The organism is Pseudomonas juntendi (genome assembly GCF_021560075.1).
GTDB classification, from domain to species: Bacteria; Pseudomonadota; Gammaproteobacteria; order Pseudomonadales; family Pseudomonadaceae; genus Aquipseudomonas; species Aquipseudomonas juntendi.
Genome location: NZ_CP091088.1, coordinates 5432666 through 5454377, shown reverse-complemented (window position 1 = coordinate 5454377; position 21712 = coordinate 5432666). Strand labels below are relative to the sequence as shown.

Annotated in this window: 16 protein-coding genes; 12 read left to right on the top strand and 4 right to left on the bottom strand. The window is 57.9% G+C overall.

From position 1 onward, the window contains the following. Positions 1–80: 80 nt before the first annotated feature. Entirely contained in the window at positions 81–287 is a 207-nt protein-coding gene (locus tag L1P09_RS25175; RefSeq protein ID WP_100852533.1) for a co-regulatory protein PtrA N-terminal domain-containing protein, read from the bottom strand. Positions 288–452: 165 nt separating this feature from the next. On the opposite strand from L1P09_RS25175, the gene L1P09_RS25170 reads away from it, so the two are divergent. The 8 genes from L1P09_RS25170 (at position 453) to L1P09_RS25135 (ending at position 9708) form a co-directional block, all read left to right on the top strand. Beyond that, positions 453–1130 (top strand): heavy metal response regulator transcription factor, encoded by a 678-nt coding sequence (locus L1P09_RS25170; RefSeq protein WP_100852534.1) that lies wholly within the window; start codon positions 453–455, stop codon positions 1128–1130. After that, entirely contained in the window at positions 1130–2536 is a 1407-nt protein-coding gene (locus L1P09_RS25165; RefSeq protein ID WP_100852535.1) for a heavy metal sensor histidine kinase, read from the top strand. Before L1P09_RS25170 ends, L1P09_RS25165 begins: the two co-directional genes overlap by 1 nt. A gap of 36 nt (positions 2537–2572) precedes the next feature. Beyond that, a complete protein-coding gene (locus L1P09_RS25160; RefSeq protein ID WP_060519763.1) occupies positions 2573–2920 on the top strand; it encodes a hypothetical protein in 348 nt (115 codons plus the stop codon). A gap of 86 nt (positions 2921–3006) precedes the next feature. Then, on the top strand, positions 3007–4257 hold the full coding sequence (locus L1P09_RS25155) for a TolC family protein (RefSeq protein WP_100852536.1): 1251 nt from the start codon (positions 3007–3009) through the stop codon (positions 4255–4257). Further along, positions 4254–5717, top strand: coding sequence for an efflux RND transporter periplasmic adaptor subunit (locus L1P09_RS25150; protein WP_100852537.1), 1464 nt, complete (start codon positions 4254–4256; stop codon positions 5715–5717). Before L1P09_RS25155 ends, L1P09_RS25150 begins: the two co-directional genes overlap by 4 nt. After that, on the top strand, positions 5714–8872 hold the full coding sequence (locus tag L1P09_RS25145; RefSeq protein WP_104963039.1) for an efflux RND transporter permease subunit: 3159 nt from the start codon (positions 5714–5716) through the stop codon (positions 8870–8872). Before L1P09_RS25150 ends, L1P09_RS25145 begins: the two co-directional genes overlap by 4 nt. Further along, a complete protein-coding gene (locus L1P09_RS25140) occupies positions 8869–9222 on the top strand; it encodes a copper-binding protein (protein ID WP_094010849.1) in 354 nt (117 codons plus the stop codon). Before L1P09_RS25145 ends, L1P09_RS25140 begins: the two co-directional genes overlap by 4 nt. Before the next feature lie 159 nt (positions 9223–9381). Further along, positions 9382–9708, top strand: a complete 327-nt coding sequence (locus L1P09_RS25135) for a four-helix bundle copper-binding protein (protein WP_371928162.1) — start codon at positions 9382–9384, stop codon at positions 9706–9708. A 582-nt stretch (positions 9709–10290) separates the two neighbouring features. Here L1P09_RS25135 and L1P09_RS25130 read toward each other — a convergent pair. The 3 genes from L1P09_RS25130 to L1P09_RS25120 form a co-directional block, all read right to left on the bottom strand. Then, positions 10291–10686 (bottom strand): hypothetical protein, encoded by a 396-nt coding sequence (locus tag L1P09_RS25130; protein WP_230384856.1) that lies wholly within the window; start codon positions 10684–10686, stop codon positions 10291–10293. A 355-nt stretch (positions 10687–11041) separates the two neighbouring features. Continuing rightward, a complete protein-coding gene (locus L1P09_RS25125; protein ID WP_013974882.1) occupies positions 11042–11716 on the bottom strand; it encodes a heavy metal response regulator transcription factor in 675 nt (224 codons plus the stop codon). Positions 11717–12206: 490 nt separating this feature from the next. Next, positions 12207–13550 (bottom strand): OprD family porin, encoded by a 1344-nt coding sequence (locus L1P09_RS25120; protein ID WP_013974881.1) that lies wholly within the window; start codon positions 13548–13550, stop codon positions 12207–12209. A gap of 401 nt (positions 13551–13951) precedes the next feature. Between L1P09_RS25120 and L1P09_RS25115 the strand changes: the two genes are divergently transcribed. The 4 genes from L1P09_RS25115 to ltrA all read left to right on the top strand — a co-directional run bounded on the left by L1P09_RS25115 (position 13952) and on the right by ltrA (position 21654). Further along, complete coding sequence (locus L1P09_RS25115) at positions 13952–15223, top strand: TolC family protein (RefSeq protein WP_080563836.1); 1272 nt, start codon at positions 13952–13954, stop codon at positions 15221–15223. A gap of 69 nt (positions 15224–15292) precedes the next feature. Continuing rightward, positions 15293–16573 carry an efflux RND transporter periplasmic adaptor subunit gene (locus tag L1P09_RS25110; RefSeq protein WP_013974879.1) on the top strand — a complete coding sequence of 427 codons (1281 nt, stop codon included), beginning with the start codon at positions 15293–15295 and terminating at the stop codon, positions 16571–16573. 24 nt (positions 16574–16597) lie between these two features. Further along, a complete protein-coding gene (locus tag L1P09_RS25105) occupies positions 16598–19759 on the top strand; it encodes a CusA/CzcA family heavy metal efflux RND transporter (protein ID WP_100852539.1) in 3162 nt (1053 codons plus the stop codon). Between the two features lie 473 nt (positions 19760–20232). Further along, entirely contained in the window at positions 20233–21654 is a 1422-nt protein-coding gene (ltrA, locus tag L1P09_RS25100) for a group II intron reverse transcriptase/maturase (protein WP_222186725.1), read from the top strand. Positions 21655–21712: the final 58 nt, after the last annotated feature.

Sequence of the window (21712 nt, the reverse complement as noted above, 5' to 3'; positions counted from 1 at the left end):
TGCGCGAGGCTGATGAGAGGCCGTAGTCTGAAACTGCCATAGTTCAGATTCCGGGGTGATTACATTTCTGTAAGCTCGGATCAGCAGCTCTCGTGGCCAGCGTGCTTGCTGGACTGGGCGGCGACCGGCGTCTGCTCTTTCTTCTGCTGCGCAACCTGGTAGGCCTGCATGGAGCTTTGGCGAGCCGCTTCCATCCGCGCAAAGGTCCGGTCCGCGCCGCCCTCTGCCAGGGCGAGGCCTGCCGCGCCAAAGGTGACGACCATCACAATTGCTTTGACCATGTTCATCTGGAGATCCTCAGTGGGTTCTGCGCCTCATGGCGTCAGGTACAGGGTCAAGTTAGCTTCGCGGTGCTGTCAGAAAACTGATCTCGACATTACTTTTCCGTCAGCTTCTGGTTGGGCGTCTTTTTTCCTGCAAACTGGAGATGCACCCCGCGTGGATGAGAGCAGATGAAATTACTCGTAGCCGAAGATGAGCCGAAAACCGGTGTCTACCTCCAGCAAGGCCTGACAGAAGCCGGCTTCACCGTTGACCGGGTGATGACAGGCACTGACGCCCTGCAACAGGCACAGAGCGAAGCGTATGACTTGCTGATCCTCGACGTGATGATGCCGGGGCTCGATGGCTGGGAGGTCCTGCGCAAGATCCGTGCGGCGGGTCAGGATGTGCCAGTCCTTTTCTTGACGGCCCGAGACGGCGTAGACGACCGCGTGAAAGGTTTGGAACTGGGCGCTGATGATTACCTGGTGAAGCCCTTTGCGTTCTCGGAGCTACTGGCTCGGGTTCGCACGTTGCTGCGCAGAGGCAATGGTGGTTCTGCTCAAACCACCATGAAGATGGCAGACCTTGAGGTAGACCTGCTCAAGCGTCGAGCTACGCGAAACGGCAAGCGGATTGACCTTACTGCCAAGGAGTTTTGCCTGTTGGAGCTGCTCATGCGCCGACGCGGCGAGGTGCTCCCCAAGTCGCTGATCGCTTCCCAGGTCTGGGACATGAATTTCGACAGTGACACCAACGTGATCGAGGTAGCGATTCGCCGATTGCGGGCCAAAATAGATGACGACTTTGCGCCAAAGCTCATCCATACCGCCCGAGGCATGGGCTACATGATGGATGTGCCCGAGTGATGCGCCCGCAATCATCGCTCGTCAAGCGACTGACCCTGATGTTCATGTTCGCGGTGACTGCTGTCCTGGTGGTTGCCGGCGTGGCTTTCTACGGGCTCAGTCAGCACCATTTCCGGATGCTGGATGAGCAGGCGCTTTCCGAAAAGCTGGAGTCAACGCGTCATATCCTGTCCATCTCAGCAGCGCGAGGCGGGCTCCACGATCAGGAGCAGCAGCTGCGGGCATTGCTCGGCGCACATCAGGATTTGTCGGCGAAAATCACCAAGGCTGACGGTACGGTCCTTTTTTCAGACCCCAAAGCCTCCCAAATTCCTCAGCGATTCGAGCAGGCGCACCGGGGTGCGGTCTGGGAATGGCAGGATGAATCGCAGAACTTTCGCGGCATTACCGCCCAGCTGACCATTGCAGGCGAGCCGGAACCGGTGACGGCCGTGCTGATGCTCGATGTCACCACTCACGCGCATTTCTTTGTCACCCTGCAATGGTGGTTCGGAATTGGCCTGGTGATCAGCGCGATTGTGAGCGCAGGCTTGGGCTGGGTCGTGGCCAAGAGTGGGCTTCGGCCTGTTGGACAAATCACCAAAGTGGCCACCGGGATGTCGGCACGATCGCTCCGCGAGCGCATTCCCCTGGAGCCCGTGCCGCTAGAGCTTCAGGAGCTCATCCTGTCTTTCAACGGGATGCTGGGACGATTGGAAGATGCATTCGTTCGGTTGTCCAACTTCTCTGCCGATATCGCTCACGAGTTGAGAACGCCAGTCAGCAACCTTCTGACCCATACCGAAGTGGTGCTCACCAAGAAGCGTGACTTGGATGCCTATGAGGAAAACCTCTATTCGAACCTGGAAGACCTCAAGCGCATGTCGCGCATGATCGACGACATGCTGTTCCTCGCCAAGGCTGATAACGGTCTGATCGTGCCCGAGCAGATCGATGTGGAGCTCTCTGAACTCGTATCCAAGCTGTTCGAGTACTACCAGTTCCTGGCTGAGGATCAAGGCACCCAGCTGACCCTGCACGGGCAGGGTAAGGTTCGTGGCGATCGCCTGATGATTGACCGGGCGCTTTCCAACCTCCTATCCAACGCGTTGCGCTACACCCCGGAAGGCAACGAGATATCAGTGCAGATCGAGCAGACGCCTGAAAGGGTGACGCTTTCCGTGCGTAACAGCGGGGTAACCATCGATCCCCAGCACATTGGCAAGATCTTCGACCGATTCTATCGAGCCGATCCAGCCAGGCGCGAAGGCGGCCCAAGCAATGCAGGCCTGGGTTTGTCCATAACCCGCTCTATCATCGAGGCTCACAGCGGACGAATCTGGTGTACTTCAGCGGAGGGTGTCACAACCTTCTTCATCAGTCTCCCAGCCTCCAAGCGGTTGGTTAGTGCAGCCCCAACCCCTTAATGCTGAACTCATCCCGGTAACCTATACTCGCCCATCATGAATCGGTTCATTCGACTGCTCACCATCCTGATGCTTATCGTGGCGCTTCCGCTTAACGGGATGGCGGGCATCGATTCGGCGACTGAACCTTGCCCAATGCAGACCATGGGCATGGAAATGATGGCGGGTATGGATCATGACTGCTGCCAGGACCAAGACCTGGGCAAGGCCGGCGATCACGCCAAATCCTGCAAGGTCGGCCAGGAGTGCAGGACTGCCAGTACCGTGCAGCTCAGCTTCCTGACGCCTGGGCTGACCTTTGCTAAGCCACGACCTGCCGATACCTACGCGGTAGGCATAGCGACAGGCTCTCCCCCCGATCCATGGCGGCCTCCCCGCGTCTGATTCCCTCTTAATTTCACATCGTCGTTCCGCCTAGCAGCGGGGCGATCGCATGCGCCTGGGCGCTGATCTTTCGAGGAATCATTTTCATGACTCCCCAACGTTTTCAGGGACGGATAACCACGGCCGTCTTTTCCATACTGCTGCCGGCTGTCTCGGCACAGGCTGCAACGCTGTCGCTGGATGATGCGCTGCAACTGGCTGAACGCAACGCTCCCTCTCTACAGGCCCGCCAGGAGCAGGCATCAGCTGCGCGCAGCGCAGTCATTCCAGCGGGCGAACTTCCCGATCCGCGCCTGAATCTTGGGGTACAGAACCTGCCGATTGAAGGCACCGACCGCTGGAGCATGAACAGAGACTTCATGACCATGCAGGTGGTTGGCCTGTCCCAAGAAGTACCGAACCGGGACAAACGCAAAGCTCGCATAGAGACAGCGCAGGCTACGGTCGAGCGAGCCGATGCCGAGGCGCTGTTCGAACGGCTGAAAGTTCGGGCGGCAACCGCACAGGCTTGGGTGGCTGCATACACCGTGCAGCGAAAGCTTGAACAGTTCGACGCCTTCTACAAAGAAAACCAGCTGCTGGCTTCCACGGTGCGGGCCCGCCTGGCCGGTGGTGCAGGCTCCACCGCCGATACGCTGGCTCCCAAGCAAGAAGCCGCGCAGCTGGACGAGCAGAAAGACGTTCTGTTGAGTCAATCAGCTCAGGCGCGAGCCGCGCTGAAGCGCTGGATTGGGCAGGACGCCGAAGTAGGCGCGCCGACGTTCCCTGTCTGGCCTGTAGACGCAGCTGAATACCTGCACTCCGTCCATGCCCATCCGGAGCTCAATACCTACCACGCCATGACACGCGAGGCTCAAGCCCAGGTGCATCAGGCTCAGGCGGAGAAGAAATCGGATTGGTCCTGGGGGGTGGATTATCAGCGCCGTGGCCCGGACTTCAGCAACATGGTCAGCCTGCAAGTCAGCTTCCAGTTGCCGTTGTTCACCAGCTCCCGGCAAGACCCAATGATTGCGGCACGACGCGCACAAGTTCGCCAATTGGAAAATGAGCAGGACGCTGCCCTGCGCGAGCATCAAGCTCAGCTTGAAACAGACCTTGCCGAGTACCAACGCTTGCAACGGGCTGTACGGCGCAGTCGCGAAACACTTTTGCCCCTGGCCGAGGACCGGGTACGCCTCGCTCTGGCGGACTACCGCGCCGGTAATTCGCCGTTGAGTGAAGTGCTGTGGGCACGCCGGCAGCGTGTGGAAGCGCTGCTACAGGATGTGGACCTGCAAGGACAGTTGGCGGCAACAGCAGCGCGTCTGCATTTCGTTTATGGAGAGGTGCGGGCATGAGGAATAGGTCGATTGGTTTGCTCGTGGCTGCTGCCCTTGCTATTGGGATAGGCGCGGGCTTCTGGCTAGGTGGAAGAGGTGCGTATTCCCCATCCCAGCCAGTAGGTGAGGAAAAAAAAGCGCTGTACTGGTATGACCCGATGTATCCCCAGCAGCACTTCCCGGCGCCCGGAAAATCGCCGTTCATGGACATGCCGCTCGTGCCCAAGTATTCGGATGACACGGCTGGCGAGGAGCAGCCTGCGGTTCAGGTCTCGGCTGGGCTCCAGCAAAACCTTGGGATTCGATTGGCGACGGTGACGGCTGGCCGGCTAGAACGGACCCTGAGTGTGAGCGGCGTTCTAACGTTCGACGAACGCGACTTCAGCGTATTGCAGGCCCGGACTGGCGGCTACGTCGAGCGCGTCTATGGTCGAGCGACGGGCGACATCGTTGCCAAAGGGGCTCCTCTAGCCGATGTGCTAACCCCGGAGTGGGCTGGTTTGCAGGAGGAATACCTGGCGCTGCGGCATTCCGGCGACGCGCAGCTGACGGCGGCGGCACGACAGCGGCTTGTGCTCGCCGGCATGCCGGCCGACCTGATCAACCGGGTCGCGAGCACTGGGAAGGTGCAGCTCTCGGTCACACTCTCCGCACCCACGGCCGGAGTCATCCAGGTTCTCGATTTGCGACCCGGAATGACCCTGATGCCGGGTGCTACCTTGGCGAGGATCAATGGAGTGGCCAACGTCTGGCTGGAAGCGGCTGTGCCGGAAGCCCAGGCTCAGGGCCTTCGCGAAGGCCAGCCTGTGCAGGCGCGATTGCCAGCGTTCCCGGGCGATCCCGTACCGGGCAAGTTGACCGCGCTATTGGCCGATGCCGATTTGCAGAGCCGCACGTTGCGCCTGCGTATCGAGTTGCCCAACCCGGATGGACGGCTTCGTCCTGGGATGACCGCTCAAGTGGCTCTCCATCCCGGCGAGTCTTCCGAGCAAAGCCTCTTGGTGCCTGCCGAGGCGGTCATCCGCACCGGCAAGCGAGACCTGTTGATGCTGGCTGAGGACGGTGGTCGCTTCCGGCCGGTGGAAGTCGTGTTGGGCCAGGAGAGCAGAGGGAAAGTTGCGGTGTTGCAGGGCCTTCAGGCAGGACAGCGCATCGTCGCGTCCGGGCAATTCCTGTTGGACTCCGACGCTAATTTGAAAGGCATCGAGGCGGCGACGGCGCAGGATAGTCAGCCTAATGCGGGGCCAGCCCTGCATGAAGCGGATGGCCGTGTCGTGCAGATAGACGGCACCCAGCTCACCGTTGCCCACGGTCCTTTCATCACCCTGGGCATGCCAGGGATGACCATGACCTTTCCTGTGGCTAATCAGTCTCTCCTTAATGGCCTCAAGGTCGGTGTGCAGATTCGCTTTGGCATACGCGAACGCGACGAGGGCATGGTAGTTGAGCAGATCAACGTGGTGGAGGGCCAACCATGATTGCCAAACTGATCCGCTGGTCGGTAGGCAACCGTGTGCTGGTGCTCCTCGCCACGCTGTTTCTGGTGGCATGGGGCTTCGTCTCGGTGCGTAGCCTGCCAATCGACGCCTTGCCCGACCTGTCGGACGTGCAGGTGATCATCCGCACGTCCTACCCAGGCCAGGCTCCCCAGATCGTTGAGAATCAGGTGACCTATCCGCTGACCACTACCATGCTCTCGGTTCCGGGGGCCAAAACGGTTCGCGGCTTCTCCGCCTTCGGTGACAGCTTCGTCTATGTGCTGTTCGAGGACGGCACCGATCTGTATTGGGCGCGCTCACGGGTGCTTGAGTACCTGAGCCAGGCGCAATCGCGATTACCTGCGGCAGCCAAGCCGGTACTGGGTCCTGACGCCACCGGGGTGGGCTGGATTTATCAGTATGCGTTGGTCGATCGCAACGGCGGCCATGACCTGTCGCAACTGCGCAGCCTTCAGGACTGGTTCCTGCGCTATGAGCTCAAGACGCTACCGGATGTCGCTGAGGTGGCCACCATCGGCGGTATGGTCAAGCAGTATCAGGTCGTGCTCGATCCGCTGCGCATAGCCAGCCTCGGTATCACCCAGGCTGAGGTGGTGGAGGCTATAGGCAAGGCCAACCAGGAGACCGGTGGCGGTGTACTGGAGCAGGGCGAAGCGGAATTCATGGTACGTGCGGCCGGCTATCTGCGATCACTGGATGATTTCAGGGCGATACCGCTGCGACTGGCTACCAAGGGCGTGCCGGTGACAGTAGGCGACGTCGCTACGGTGCAGATAGGTCCGGCAGCCCGCAGAGGCATAGGCGAACTGGACGGCCTCGGCGAAGCCGTGGGAGGTGTGGTAATCCTGCGCAGCGGCAAGAATGCTCGTGAGGCCATTGCCCACGTCAAGGCCAAGCTCGAAACCCTGAAGAAAGGCCTGCCAGCCGGGGTGGAGCTTGTCACCGTCTACGACCGTAGCCAGTTGATCGACCGTGCCGTGGGGAACCTCAGTCACAAGCTGATCGAGGAATTCGTGGTAGTGGCGTTGGTATGCGCAGCGTTTCTCTGGCACCTGCGCTCGTCGTTGGTGGCCATCGTGGCGCTGCCCGTCGGAATCCTGATTGCGCTGATCGTGATGCGTCATCAGGGCATTAACGCCAACATCATGTCCCTTGGCGGAATCGCTATTGCCATCGGTGCAATGGTGGACGCTGCCGTGGTCATGATCGAGAACGCCCACAAACGCGTTGAGGCTTGGCATGCTCGACATCCTGGTCAGCCGTTGCGAGGCGAAGCGCATTGGAAGGTAATGACGGAGGCGGCCGTCGAGGTAGGACCGGCACTGTTCTTCAGTCTGATGATCATCACGCTATCGTTCATCCCGGTGTTCACGCTGCAAGCTCAGGAGGGTCGCCTCTTTGCACCCCTGGCCTTTACCAAGACCTACGCGATGGCAGCGGCGGCTGCGCTATCGGTGACCCTGATACCGGTGCTGATGGGGTACTGGATTAGAGGGCCACTACCTGCGGAACAGCGCAACCCGCTCAACCGGGGCCTCATCCGGCTGTACCGTCCAGCATTGGAGGTCGTCCTGCGCCGGCCTCTGGTTACCCTCGCTGGAGCATTGCTCATCCTGCTCAGCAGTCTGTGGCCCTTGAATCATCTTGGGGGCGAGTTCCTTCCTCCGCTCGATGAAGGTGATCTGCTCTACATGCCTTCAGCCTTGCCTGGACTCTCGGCACAGAAAGCTTCAGAGCTGTTGCAGCGAACGGATCGTCTGATTCGAACCGTTCCCGAAGTGGCCAGTGTCTTTGGTAAAGCTGGCCGCGCCGAGTCAGCTACCGACCCGGCACCGCTGGAAATGTTCGAGACCACCGTTCGGCTCAAGCCCAAGAGTGAGTGGCGTCCTGGAATGACCACGGAGAGGCTCATCGAGGAGCTTGATCGCACTGTGCGTGTGCCTGGGCTGACCAACATCTGGATCCCGCCAATCCGCAACCGCATCGATATGCTGGCCACCGGCATCAAGAGCCCAATCGGCGTAAAGGTTGCCGGAAGCGACTTGGACCAGATAGACCGGGCTACGCTCGCTGTGGAGCGGGCAGCGAAGAAGGTGCCTGGAGTGGCTTCGGCGCTGGCGGAGCGTTTGACTGGCGGTCGCTACATTGATCTGGATATCGACCGCCATGCCGCAGCCCGTTACGGTCTGAACATTACCGACGTACAGGCCATCGTGGCCGGCGCCATTGGTGGCGAAACCATTGGGGAAACGGTTGAAGGCTTGGCTCGTTATCCCATCAGCTTACGCTATCCACGCGAATGGCGTGATTCGGTGGAAGCGCTGCGTCAACTGCCGATCTACACCTCGCAGGGTGGCCAGCTGACGCTCGGCAGCGTGGCCCGCATACGTATTGCTGATGGCCCGCCAATGTTGAAGAGCGAGAATGCTCGCCCCTCGGGCTGGGTGTACATCGATGTGCGCGGCCGGGACCTTTCGTCTGTTGTCGCAGACCTACGTCAGGCGATCGACAGCGAGGTAAAGCTCGATCCAGGCATGAGCTTGAGCTACTCCGGGCAGTTCGAATACCTGGAGCGGGCGAACGCCCGTCTGGCCTGGGTGGTGCCGGCGACGCTGGCCATCATCTTCGTGCTGCTCTATCTGACTTTTGGCCGCCTCGGTGAGGCGCTGCTCATCATGGGCACGTTACCGTTCGCGCTAACCGGAGGCGTTTGGCTGCTGTACCTGCTGGGCTACAACCTGTCGGTGGCCACAGGCGTTGGCTTCATTGCCCTGGCAGGCGTAGCGGCGGAGTTCGGAGTGATCATGCTCATCTACCTGAATAACGCTTGGGCTGAGCGTCAGGCCAACGGCGAAACCACACGAGAAGCGCTGCTCGACGCAATCCGTGAGGGCGCGGTGCAACGCATCAGGCCCAAGGCAATGACTGTGGCGGTCATCGTTGCAGGCCTGCTGCCCATCCTCTGGAGCAGCGGTACCGGCAGCGAGGTCATGAGCCGCATCGCGGTGCCCATGGTGGGCGGCATGCTCACCGCCCCCTTGCTTTCCCTTTTTGTAATCCCTGCGGCGTACTGGCTGATCCGTCGCCGCGAACTTGCTGTAACTACCCCCAACCTCTCAGGAAAAATCCAATGAAAAAGCTAATTGTTATCGCAGGCCTGGTCACAGCTTTCGCCGCCAGCGTGCAAGCCCAGGACATGAACGGTATGGACATGAAGAAAATGCCAGCTTCCGCCGAGGGTGGCCAAGGCAGCCAGGCGGCACCCACTGCGCATGCTGAGGGGACAATAAAGGCGCTGGATCCTCAAAGCGGGAAAATCACCTTGGCGCACGGCCCGGTAGCAGAGCTCAAATGGCCGGCGATGACCATGGGATTCCAAGCTGAGCCTGCGCATTTGAAGGGCTTGAACGTAGGAGACAAGGTGAAATTTGGGTTCCGTATGGAAGGAAGCACCGCGAGAATCGTGAGCGTCCAGAAACAGTGATTATCCAGCCTTAAATGATCGGGCAGGCCTTCACACGAGATAATTCGGACAAGCTTACACAAATGTAATCAATCTTCAGGACCCCGTCAGGTCGAACGCTACATACCGTCATGAGACGGTACGTTGGCATCACATCCACCCGATACCGGAGATATGACCATGAACAGTCGCTTTGAAGAATGTATCTCGGAATGCCTGCGCTGTGCGCTGGCCTGTGAAGGCTGCGCGTCAGCCTGCCTGCAAGAACAGGACGTAAAAATGATGGTTGACTGCATCAAGCTGGACAGGGATTGCGCAGATATGTGCAAGCTTGCCGCTACCTTGATGGCACGAGAAAGCGTGCTCGCCAAAAAACTTTGTGCCCTATGCGCCAAAATTTGCCGAGCCTGCGGAGAGGAGTGCGGTAAGCATCAGGCAGACCACTGTCAGCAGTGCGCACAGGCCTGCATGACCTGCGCAGAATCCTGCGAAGCAATGGCTGCGTAAGCGAATCTCGCCTAACCTCCGCCTGCTTTCCACGCGCCTCATAAAGGATTTGGGTACGTCGATAACCGTCGTGCCTAGGGGCGACGGGTAGATCGCTGATGGGGAAGTGCCCTGGCAGAGCCTAGCTTGGGCTAGCCAACCAAAGGCGCTGGTTTACAGATCTGGTAGCAAAGAAGCCCGCCTGGGCGGCGGGCTATCAGATGTCTCCAAGGGGAGGCTGTAGGCCAACAAGTCTCGGAGCAAGCACTTGCAGGATACGCCTCTTGGCTCACGCCCACCAGCCAGCTTCGGCCGGAGCGAATGGTTCTACGTTGAGGGCATTGGAAGCGGCTTATGTAGGCCTGTCAATTGGCAGGGCAATCCGCAAAGACAAAGCAGGCCGATTATCCCCAGGCGGTATACCCCCAGGCAGAGTCAAAGGCAAAGCGAGGGGTGAAATCTAGCGGGTACCCCCATTTGAGGGCAGAATCACCAGCTTCGCCTACGTTGCACTGGGTTGAGGGGGCTGTTTGAAACTGCTACCTAGCGCGACAGCGACCATCGCCGCCATGAGCAAGTGCATCACAGGTGCGCCTTGAGTACTCAGCACAAAGGCCATAGCAAACGGCCCCGCGGCCTGCACCAGGAGCATTGGGCGAGCCAATGCTCCCATGCGTGCGCGATACCCTTGGGGCCAAACAGCACCAGAGGCAAGATGCCTCTTGCAATAGTGAGAATCCCGATGCCGGCGCGATACAGCGCTGCTGTAGGGAATGCCAGCGAAGGCACGCCAGGAATGAATAAGCAGATGCCGATGAAGCTCACCAACACGCCGGCACGGGCCGACCAGGTTGGGTGAAGATGCCGAGCAAGCGAGAACTCCAATACTCTGGCCACCACCTGGGCCGGCCCAATGACCATCCCCACGGCCAACACCGTGACCGTTGGAAGGCCAAGTTCCTTGAGCGAGGTGAGAAGATGCACAGAGAGGGTGGCCATGACGAAGGCAATGACCGTCAGCAGCCCCGCAACGAGCCAGAAAAGCCGGTGGCCGCCATCATCGTTGAGCGGCGACTGAGCTTCCTGCTTGGTGCTGTAGTCGGGAGGTTAACCTCATCGCCGGCACACGGTATCAGAGGTAAGCCTGGTGGCTGTTGAAGACAATGTCAGCTGAGCGTGCGTCAGCTCTGGCATAAGCTTGGCCTTCCGTTACCTGTTGATAATCTATGCTATACCTCCTGTCCAGCACACCTCATACGTTTAGTGAGGAAACGCGCGCTAAGGGTCAAAAACAGTATGGCTCGACTTACATGCATGATCACTGGCTCTATTTTCATGACTAAGGAGCGGGCGATCAACGCTTCTCAAGCACATAGCCCACACCTCGAAGCGTATGGATCAGCTTCGTCTCGAAAGGGTCATCGATCTTGGCTCTAAGTCTTCGAATCGACACTTCTACAACGTTTGTATCGCAGTCGAAGTTCATATCCCAGACCTGTGAGATGATCTGTGTGCGGCTGAGCACCACGCCGGTATTGCGCATTAGGTAGTGCAGAAGTGCAAACTCTTTCGTCGTCAGATCAATACGCTGGCCGTCCCTGAAGGCCCTGTGACGGCTCTGGTCTAGCTCCAGGTCAGCGACACGAATGATCTCCACAGATGCAGGGTGTTCAGACCTGCGCATTAAGGCGCGAACCCGGGCTAGCAGTTCTGGGAACTCAAATGGTTTGATCAGGTAGTCATCTGCACCGTTCTCCAAACCCCGGACCTTATCTGCCAAACGACTTCTCGCCGTGAGCATCATGATGCGGGAGGGGCAATTTTTACGCCTCAAAAGCTCAAGTACCTGCCACCCATCCATTTCTGGCAGATTGATATCAAGAATAATCAACTCGTATTCGTGTTGCTTGGCTAGGAATAGCCCATCTGACCCGGTATGCACGCAATCGACGACATAACCGCATTCTGTAAGGCCTTGACGCACATATTCCGCAGTTTTTACTTCGTCCTCAATTACCAGAATTCGCATGGGATTTTGTCTCGATATCACTGAGCAATTAACCGCGCACGCGCGCCGGCATTATTGAAAGGAATGGTAAATCAAAATGAGCTGGGTGGGGCCTAAATGACGGATTTGTAATTTCCAGGTAATATGATTGATAGTCTGGAGGTATATCTTTTCGCGGTTTGGGTTCGACAGGTGCGGGCCCTCTCTCCAATAGGTAATTTGACCTTATGAAGTATGTGGTTGTTTTCTTCTTTGTGTTGACTTTGTTCCGTTCAGATGACGGCGAAGTTACTCATGTCGAGGAAACTGGTCATTGGTGCAGCCATGAGTTTCACCGGCATGCAATGCGTACACTCGAACGGTTGATTGAATTTTAGGTAAAAAAAAGGCGCCCAAAGGGCGCCAAATATCCACCTTTTACCAAAGGAGCACTTAAGCCACTCAAGGTGAATTCGTAATGCACATTTTTCTGAAGAGACCAGTTTACGAATAAACTGATCCCCTTAGAGAATCACAGGATCGAAAGCGGGTACTCAATGATCACACGAGTTTCATCCAGATCCGATTCGAATGCAGTGGCACGCGTGGTGGCCTGGCGCAACCGGAAGGACAGGTCTTTTGCTGGACCAGTTTGCACGACATATTTAACCTCTACGTCACGCTCCCAACGTTTCTGATTGGTGAGCGGATCACCGTTGGCGTCGGTGCGCATGTAGAACTGGTTGGCGTTCGAGTAGTCTGCGCCCGAGCCTCTAGCGTAGCGGGTCATGAACGTCAGACCAGGAATGCCGTAGCTGGTGAAGTTCAGGTCGTAGCGCAGCATCCAGGAACGCTCTTTCGGCGAGTTGAAGTCGCTGTACTGGATAGAGTTGTCGACGAAAATCGAGTCTGACTGACGCAGGTAGTCGAAATCATCGTCGCCGTTGTTGCGTTGGTGCGACAGGGCCAGGGTGTGAGCGCCGTAACGGACCCCGACCTTGGCACTCCAGATATCGTTGTCAAACTCGCCTAGGCGCTGCTTCCCTTCATCCACGGCTTTGTAATAGTTGAAGCCGCCAATCAGCGCAAGGTCGTCATTCAGTGGATAGGCGAAGCTGGTGCCAGCGTAGTACTGGTTCCAGACTTCTTTCAACTGACTGGCGTATACGCTCACGGTCCAGTTATCGTTGATCGCGTAATCACCGCCACCGTAGCCTACCCAAGGCGAGTTAACCGGGCCACCGTAGAAAGTTGCGAAGTTATCATTCAGATTGCTGGAGACCGGCTGGCTCATCGCATGCAGTCGGCCACCCTGCAGGGTGAGGCCCTGGATGCTGGTGTTCTCAACGGTCACACCGCGGAAGCTTTCAGGCAACAGGCGCGAGTCGCCTGATGCAACAACTGGCGTCGACGGGAAAACATCACCCACTTTCACGACCGTATCAAACAAGCGAACTTTAGCCGCCCCGCCAACCTTGGTGTATTCGTCGCGAGCTTCGCCTTTGTTATCAACAGGCATGACGTCGAATGAACTACGACCGCCGTTGCGCCCGTCACCAGTATCGAGCTTAAGCCCTATCATGGCAAAGGCATCAACACCAACGCCGACCGTCCCTTGGGTAAAACCAGAGTTGAATTTGGTGATGATCCCGTGCGCCCAGGCCTCGGAGTAGCCATTGGTGTTGCCCTTGCCGCTGTTGTAAGTGGGAGCTGAGCTGTCGCGGTTATCACGATTGAAATAGAAGTTGCGGTTGAGCACTGTAAGGCTGCTACCTTCGATGAAACCTTCGGGCTTATCTTCAGCTTGAGCAGTAACTGCATAGCTTCCAGACAGCGCCGAAACTGCCGCCAAATACAGTGGTACTTTGATTTTCATCCGATGCTCCTTTGATTTACGGCAGTTTTTATTATGTTTCCGGCGCGGGTGTCGTTATAAGTTCTGAGCCGGCGGCGCGCCTCGCGTAGCGCCGAGCTCATATTTGCAGGCGGAAGATAACGGGATGGTGATAGGAAAATTACAATTTCGTCATCTGGTCGTTATTTTGGTCATTGACGCCGCATGCTAGCCATCTCTCGCGTTCGCAATGAAATTCGGTGGTTCGACTGTGTCATCAGCGTTTTCGGGCATTACAAGCTTTTCTTACGAAATTGTAATTTTCTAGCCACCCCTCTGATAGCTACCGCTCTTTAGAGTGCCATCACCTAATCCAGTGGGGCTTGGCAGCTATTTCGGCGTTCTGGCCAAGCTAACGAAGTTTGTGCACGAGGACCAAGAAAGTGCTCCGGTATAACCGCAATGTCTTATCCAAGACCTACGTCTCACCGTGGAAAATTGCCGCTCTCTGTGCGGTGATTTCCGGGTTGCTGGCACCCACCGCATTTGCCCAAAGCATCAGCTTGCCCCAAGCGCTGTCGACGGCAATGGATGCCAACCCAGACCTCGCGGCGGCACGTCAGGAAATCGGCATCGCGGACGGTGCGCGCAAGCAAGCCGGGCTGATTCCAAACCCCGAAATCTCGTATGAGATGGAGGACACACGGCGTAACACCAGCACAACGACCGTTACGCTAAGTCAGACCTTGGAGCTCGGTGGTAAGCGGGGAGCCCGCGTAGATGTCGCCACATACGGCCAGAGTGTTGCACAACTGGAACTGGACCGACGCGTGAATGGTCTGCGTGCAGACGTCGTGCAGGCGTTTTACGCTGCATTACGAGCCCAAACCGGACTCGACCTCGCTAAACAATCCCTTGAACTTACTGAGCGCGGCCTTCGCATTGTCGATGGTCGAGTTCGCGCAGGTAAATCTTCACCTGTGGAGGCTACCCGCGCCCAGGTTCAACTGGCTGAAGCCCGGTTGCAGGTCCGTCGCGCCGAAACGGAAAAAGCGAATGCTTACCAGCAACTCGCCCAAGTCACGGGGAGTTCTGTGACCATATTCGATCGCCTTGAATCACCAACCTTGTCTCCTGGCTTGCCGCCGCGCACTGAAGAGTTGCTGGCAAAGCTCGATCAGACTCCGGAAATGCGGCAGGCAGTGGTGGAGATTGATAAGAGCGATGCCTCGCTTGGCGCAGAAAAAGCTCAGCGTATTCCAAACCTCACGGTAAGCGTGGGTAGCCAGTACGACCGCTCGGTGCGCGAGCGAGTCAATGTCGTTGGTCTGTCCATGCCTTTGCCGCTGTTTGATCGTAACCAAGGCAACATTCTTTCCGCTTCTCGACGTGCCGATCAGGCCCGCGACCTGCGTAACGCTGTCGAGTTGAGATTGCGCGCCCAAACCCAAACCGCGCTGAACCAGTGGTCCACCGCCATGCAAGAAGTTGAGTCCTACGACAAGACCATTCTGCCCTCAGCCCAGCAGGCCGTGGATACCGCAACCCGCGGATTCGAGATGGGGAAATTCGGCTTTATCGAAGTACTGGACGCCCAGCGCACCTTGATCCTTGCTCGTGGCCAGTATCTCGACTCGCTGGCAGCGGCGACCAATGCGCGTGCGCAAGTAGAAAGGGTTTATGGCGAAGTAGGCTCGACCGCCGGCGCACGCTGAACGGGGCATACATTTTTCTCGGCACTCGGCGTTTAAACCTGCCGGTGCCTACGATCAGCAGGAGTAGCAATGGAAAACAAACGCAAGATCGCCCTCGCGGTAGCCGCTGTGGCAATCCTTGGATTTGGCAGCCTCGCCTGGAACAGCAGTTCCGATCAACAAGCGGCGACTAACGCAGAACATGGTGCTGACGATGGTCATGGCCATGACAAGAAGGCCGGATCAGCTAACAAAGAGAACAGTGAAGCGGAGCATAGTGAAGATGGGCACGGTGAAGAAGGTCATGGCGAGGAGGGCCACAGTGAAGAGGGCGGTGAGGAAGAAGGTAAGCTAACCCTTAGTGCTGAACAGATCAAAGCAGCTGGCGTGACTCTGGAATCGGCAGCGCCTCGTGATTTGGGAACCGTCGTGAGCTTCCCGGGTGAGATTCGTTTTGACGAGGACCGCACTGCGCACGTTGTTCCTCGCGTTCCAGGCGTTGTCGAAACAGTCCAGGCGAATTTGGGTGAGTCCGTCAAGAAGGGTCAAGTCCTTGCGGTGATTGCCAGCCAGCAGATCTCTGACCTGCGCAGCGAGCAACAAGCCGCTCAGCGTCGTGTCGAACTTGCGCGCGTGACTTTTAGCCGAGAGAAGCAGCTCTGGCAGGACAAGATTTCTGCGGAGCAGGACTACCTCCAGGCTCGCCAGGCGCTGCAGGAAGCCGAAATCTCTCTGGCCAACGCCAAGCAAAAAGTCAGCGCGATCGGTGCCTCGGTCAATTCGGTAGGCGGTAACCGTTACGAACTCAGGGCTCCCTTTGACGCCGTAGTGGTGGAGAAACACTTGACCGTCGGGGAAGTCGTCAGCGAGGCGACTAACGCCTTTATTCTGTCCGACCTTAACCAAGTTTGGGCCACTTTCGCTGTACCGCCTACCGATTTGGCCAAGGTCACTACCGGCCGCGCCGTGAAGGTTTCCTCACCTGACATGAACGTGGAGGTCGAGGGCAAGGTGGGTTATGTCGGCAGCCTGTTGGGCGAGCAAAACCGAGCAGCGACCGTCCGCGTTACGTTGACCAATCCCAACGGGGCCTGGCGTCCTGGTCTTTTCGTGAACATCGCAGTCACGTCCCAGACTGATCGCGTGGCGGTGGCTGTCCCGGAACACGCCGTGCAGACCGTTGAGGACAAACCATCGGTCTTCGTACGCACCGCCGAGGGCTTCGACACCCGCCCAGTAAAGCTGGGCCGCCGTGACAGTGGGTACGTGGAAATCACGGACGGCATCGAAGCGGGCGCTCAAGTGGCTACCAATGGCAGCTTCACACTCAAGTCTGAGCTCGGCAAAGCCTCTGCCGAGCACAGTCACTGATGCGAACTGACAGGATGATTTCTTATGTTTGAACGTATCATCAGATTTGCCATTGAACAGCGGATCGTTGTAATGATCGCTGTCCTGATCATGGCCGGTATCGGCATCTACAGCTACCAAAAGCTGCCGATCGATGCCGTTCCTGACATTACCAACGTCCAGGTGCAGATCAACACTGCAGCGCCTGGCTATTCCCCATTGGAAACCGAGCAACGGATCACGTTTCCAGTTGAAACGGCCATGGCTGGTCTTCCAGGTCTTCAGCAGACCCGTTCGCTGTCTCGCTCGGGCCTGTCTCAGGTGACCGTGATTTTCAAGGACGGCACCGACATCTTCTTTGCCCGCCAGCTGATCAATGAGCGGCTACAGGTTGCAAAGGAACAGCTGCCAGAGGGCGTAGATGCCGTCATGGGCCCGGTCTCAACCGGCCTCGGCGAAATTTTCCTGTGGACCGTTGAAGCCGAAGAGGGCGCGGTCAAAGAAGACGGTACGCCCTACACGCCCACCGACCTGCGGGTAATCCAGGACTGGATCATCAAGCCTCAGCTGCGCAACGTACCTGGCGTGGCAGAGATCAATACCATCGGTGGCTTTGCCAAGCAGTTCCTGGTTGCGCCGGATCCGAAGCGCCTGGCTACCTACAAGTTGACCCTGAATGATCTGGTAGCCGCGTTGGAAAGCAACAACGCCAACGTAGGCGCCGGTTACATCGAGCGTAATGGTGAGCAGTTGCTCATTCGTGCACCGGGCCAAGTCGGCAACATCGAAGACATCGCCAACATCGTAATCACCAGTGTGGATGGTGCACCGATTCGCATCAGCAACGTCGCCGACGTCAGCATCGGTAAGGAGCTTCGTACTGGTGCTGCCACTGAGAATGGCCGCGAGGTCGTGCTCGGTACAGTATTCATGCTGATCGGTGAGAACAGCCGCACTGTGTCCCAAGCTGTCGCAGCGAAGCTTGCGGACATCAACCGTACTCTGCCAAAGGGCGTGGTTGCGGTCACCGTTTACGATCGTACCAACTTGGTTGAAAAAGCCATTGCGACGGTGAAGAAGAACTTGGTTGAAGGTGCGATCCTGGTTATCGCCATTCTGTTCCTGTTCCTCGGCAACATCCGTGCAGCGTTGATCACCGCGATGGTGATCCCGCTGTCCATGCTGTTCACCTTCACAGGGATGTTCAATAACAAGGTCAGTGCCAACCTAATGAGTTTGGGCGCACTCGACTTCGGCATCATCGTCGACGGGGCCGTGGTCATCGTGGAGAACGCGATCCGTCGATTAGCACATGCGCAGCACAAACATGGCCGTATGCTCACCAAAACCGAACGCTTCCATGAGGTCTTTGCTGCTGCCCGCGAAGCGCGTCGGCCACTGATCTTCGGGCAACTGATCATTATGGTGGTGTACCTGCCTATCTTCGCCCTCACCGGCGTGGAGGGCAAAATGTTCCACCCCATGGCATTCACCGTTGTGATGGCGCTATTGGGTGCAATGATCCTCTCCGTTACCTTCGTGCCGGCAGCGATCGCCATGTTCGTCACTGGCAAGGTCAAGGAGGAAGAGGGCGTTGTTATGCGCACTGCGCGGCTGCGTTATGAGCCTGTGCTGCAGTGGGTGCTTGGGCATCGGAATATCGCTTTCTCCGCAGCAGTAGCACTGGTCGTTCTCAGCGGTGTACTTGCCAGTCGCATGGGGAGCGAGTTCATCCCAAGTCTCAGTGAGGGGGACTTCGCTCTTCAAGCCTTGCGCGTACCTGGTACTAGCCTCAGCCAGTCGGTGGACATGCAGGAGCGTTTGGAAAAAGCAGTCATCGAGCAGGTACCGGAAGTTGAGCGTATGTTCGGCCGAACCGGTACGGCTGAAATCGCCTCTGACCCAATGCCACCGAATATCTCCGATGCTTACGTCATGCTCAAACCAAAGGACCAATGGGCCGATCCCGACAAGTCGCGGGAGGAGCTCATTGCCGAGGTTCAAAAGGCGGCAGCCAGTGTCCCGGGCAGTAACTATGAACTCTCCCAGCCTATCCAGCTTCGTTTCAACGAACTGATCTCCGGGGTGCGCAGCGATGTTGCGGTGAAGGTTTATGGTGACGACATGGATGTGCTCAACAGCACGGCCAATAAGATCGCCGCAGCGCTCAAAGCGGTACCAGGCTCCTCGGAGGTCAAGGTTGAGCAGACCACAGGTCTGCCAGTGCTGACCATTAACATCGACCGGGAAAAAGCAGCACGCTACGGCCTGAACATTGCGGACGTGCAGAATTCGATCGCGATTGCTGTGGGTGGTCGTACAGCGGGAACGTTGTACGAGGGTGATCGCCGATTCGACATGGTGGTGCGCCTGCCTGAGGCTGTACGCACCGACGTCGCGGGTATGTCTAGTTTGCTGATTCCTGTGCCTGCCAATGCGGCTCAGGGCGCTAATCAGATCGGTTTCATTCCACTTTCGCAGGTCGCTAAGCTGGACTTGCAGTTGGGCCCGAACCAGATCAGCCGCGAGAACGGTAAGCGCTTGGTTATTGTAAGCGCCAACGTCCGGGGCCGTGACCTTGGGTCGTTCGTTGATGAGGCGGCATCTACCTTGTCAACGAAGGTGGAAATTCCAGCAGGCTACTGGACCAGTTGGGGCGGCCAGTTCGAGCAGCTGCAGTCGGCAGCCAAGCGCCTGCAGATTGTGGTTCCGGTAGCCTTACTGCTGGTAATGACCTTGCTGTTCTTGATGTTCAACAACCTGAAGGACGGCATGCTGGTCTTCACCGGTATTCCATTCGCTCTCACTGGCGGGGTCGTGGCCCTTTGGCTGCGTGATATCCCGCTCTCGATCTCGGCAGGGGTAGGCTTCATCGCACTCTCCGGCGTCGCGGTACTGAACGGCCTGGTGATGATTGCCTTCATTCGCGGATTGCGAGAAGAGGGACGAACGCTCAGGCAGGCAGTCGATGAAGGCGCACTCACCCGACTGCGACCAGTGTTGATGACAGCCTTGGTGGCGTCCCTGGGCTTCATCCCAATGGCCTTGGCCACCGGTACCGGTGCGGAGGTTCAACGGCCTCTGGCTACAGTGGTAATTGGTGGGATCCTTTCCTCCACCGCGCTGACTTTGCTGGTCCTGCCGGCCCTGTATCATTGGGCACATCGCAAGGATGAAGACGGCGACGAGGCAGAAGCCGTAAGCTGATCCCCCCAGATACAAAAACCCACAACACGCGTTGTGGGTTTTTTGTTGTGCGCCAGGCATGGCGCGTTGCGCGTAAGCGCAACCTGCTTGGCTGTGGTGGCCAAGCGGGTGACTTGGAGGTGAAAGTCCTCTACACACCCGGCAAGGGGAAGTGTTAGCCGGAGGCAAGGGTGTCGCGGGCGACTGCGAATCTGAAGGAAGCCCGAGGCAAAATGCTGGCCTGACGAACAGGAAGCGGATCAGGCGGCACAGCGGGGTTAGGCGGCAACAATCGCCAAAGCCCAATACTTGCACGGAACGCTGTGACGTAAATCCGACAGGCATAAGCAGGAAGGTCACGCGAATTACCCTGGGAGATCTGTACGTTTGCCATTGTGCTACCGCGCGTCGAAAGGCGACGGGATGAGCGTGCAGAAGTCAGCCGAAGCCGTAGTAAGTGGCGGATAACCGCGCCACCAAGGGCCGAACAGGTTATGCCGCTAGTAGGCGTCACTGTCTCGTTGGTAGCCGTAATGCAGAAATTTCCCACAGCGGAAACTGTCATCCCGAATCCCGGCCAGAAGCCGAGGGTGATGCCTGACAGTGCAAAGGTGCCGGCGGCGTCAGCGACGTGGACGAACGCGGAGCCGGACACGCTGATGGAGCGGGTGCTTGCACCGGCCAACCTCAGACGTGCGTATCAACGCGTGGTCAGCAACAAGGGAGCGCCGGGTGCCGATGGCATGACGGTCGCTGACTTGGCGGGCTACATGAAACAGTATTGGCCAACCCTCAAGGCCAGGCTACTGGCCGGTGAATACCATCCACAAGCAGTGCGAGCGGTTGAAATTCCCAAGCCGCAGGGCGGCACACGGCAACTGGGAATCCCCAGCGTCGTGGATCGCTTGATCCAGCAAGCCTTGCAGCAACAGCTCACGCTCATCTTCGACCCACTGTTCTCGGACTACAGTTATGGCTTCCGTCCGGGCAGAAGCACACATCAAGCTGTCGAGATGGCCCGTGCCCATGTGGCATCGGGACATCGGTGGTGCGTGGAAATCGATCTGGAAAAGTTCTTCGATCGAGTCAACCACGACATCCTCATGGCCTGTATCGAGTGCCGGGTCAAAGATAAGTGCGTACTTAGGCTTATCCGTCGCTACCTTGAAGCGGGAGTCATGTCAGGTGGTGTCGTTAGCCCACGGCAGGAAGGGACGCCGCAAGGCGGCCCGCTCTCGCCGCTGCTGTCGAATATCCTGCTCGATGAATTTGACCGCGAACTGGAGCGGCGGGGCCATCGCTTCGTGCGCTATGCCGATGACGCGAACATTTATGTGCGCAGTCCTCGGGCTGGCGAGCGAGTACTGGTCAGTGTCGAGCGCTTCCTGAACCAACGTTTGAAACTGACGGTGAATCAGAAGAAGAGTCGAGTCGCGAGAGCCTGGAAGTGTGACTACTTGGGCTATGGGATGAGCTGGCATCAGCAGCCAAGGCTGCGGGTGGCAACGATGAGCCTGGGTCGCCTGCGCGACCGGCTCGCAGAGCTGCTACGCGGTGCACGGGGTCGCAAGATGGCAAATACCATCGAGCGGATAAACCCTGTATTACGAGGCTGGGCGGGTTACTTCAAGCTCAGCCAGAGCAAACGGCCACTTGAGGAACTGGATGGCTGGCTCAGGCACAAACTCCGCTGTGCCATCTGGCGCCAATGGAAGCAGCCCTCTACGAGGGTGCGCAACCTGATGCGCCTGGGTCTAAGTGAAGAGCGTGCCTGCAAATCAGCCTCTAATGGTCGAGGCCCATGGTGGAACTCGGGAGCATCTCATATGAATCAGGCGCTGCCGAAGAAGCTATGGGATCGACTCGGACTGGTCTCGATACTGGATACGATCAACCGGCTTAGCCGCATAGCCTGAACCGCCGTGTACGGAACCGTACGCACGGTGGTGTGAGAGGACGGCGGGTGTGAACCCG

Bases quoted from the DNA above. Each gene is read 5' to 3' on its own strand.
- L1P09_RS25145 (WP_104963039.1), top strand. From the start codon at position 5,714: ATGATTGCCAAACTGATCCGCTGGTCGGTAGGCAACCGTGTGCTGGTG.
- L1P09_RS25165 (WP_100852535.1), top strand. From the start codon at position 1,130: ATGCGCCCGCAATCATCGCTCGTCAAGCGACTGACCCTGATGTTCATG.
- L1P09_RS25105 (WP_100852539.1), top strand. From the start codon at position 16,598: ATGTTTGAACGTATCATCAGATTTGCCATTGAACAGCGGATCGTTGTA.
- L1P09_RS25175 (WP_100852533.1), bottom strand. From the start codon at position 287: ATGAACATGGTCAAAGCAATTGTGATGGTCGTCACCTTTGGCGCGGCA.
- L1P09_RS25135 (WP_371928162.1), top strand. From the start codon at position 9,382: ATGAACAGTCGCTTTGAAGAATGTATCTCGGAATGCCTGCGCTGTGCG.
- L1P09_RS25120 (WP_013974881.1), bottom strand. From the start codon at position 13,550: ATGAAAATCAAAGTACCACTGTATTTGGCGGCAGTTTCGGCGCTGTCT.
- L1P09_RS25110 (WP_013974879.1), top strand. From the start codon at position 15,293: ATGGAAAACAAACGCAAGATCGCCCTCGCGGTAGCCGCTGTGGCAATC.
- L1P09_RS25130 (WP_230384856.1), bottom strand. From the start codon at position 10,686: ATGGCCACCCTCTCTGTGCATCTTCTCACCTCGCTCAAGGAACTTGGC.
- L1P09_RS25140 (WP_094010849.1), top strand. From the start codon at position 8,869: ATGAAAAAGCTAATTGTTATCGCAGGCCTGGTCACAGCTTTCGCCGCC.
- L1P09_RS25150 (WP_100852537.1), top strand. From the start codon at position 4,254: ATGAGGAATAGGTCGATTGGTTTGCTCGTGGCTGCTGCCCTTGCTATT.
- L1P09_RS25155 (WP_100852536.1), top strand. From the start codon at position 3,007: ATGACTCCCCAACGTTTTCAGGGACGGATAACCACGGCCGTCTTTTCC.
- L1P09_RS25170 (WP_100852534.1), top strand. From the start codon at position 453: ATGAAATTACTCGTAGCCGAAGATGAGCCGAAAACCGGTGTCTACCTC.
- L1P09_RS25125 (WP_013974882.1), bottom strand. From the start codon at position 11,716: ATGCGAATTCTGGTAATTGAGGACGAAGTAAAAACTGCGGAATATGTG.
- ltrA (WP_222186725.1), top strand. From the start codon at position 20,233: ATGCCGCTAGTAGGCGTCACTGTCTCGTTGGTAGCCGTAATGCAGAAA.
- L1P09_RS25160 (WP_060519763.1), top strand. From the start codon at position 2,573: ATGAATCGGTTCATTCGACTGCTCACCATCCTGATGCTTATCGTGGCG.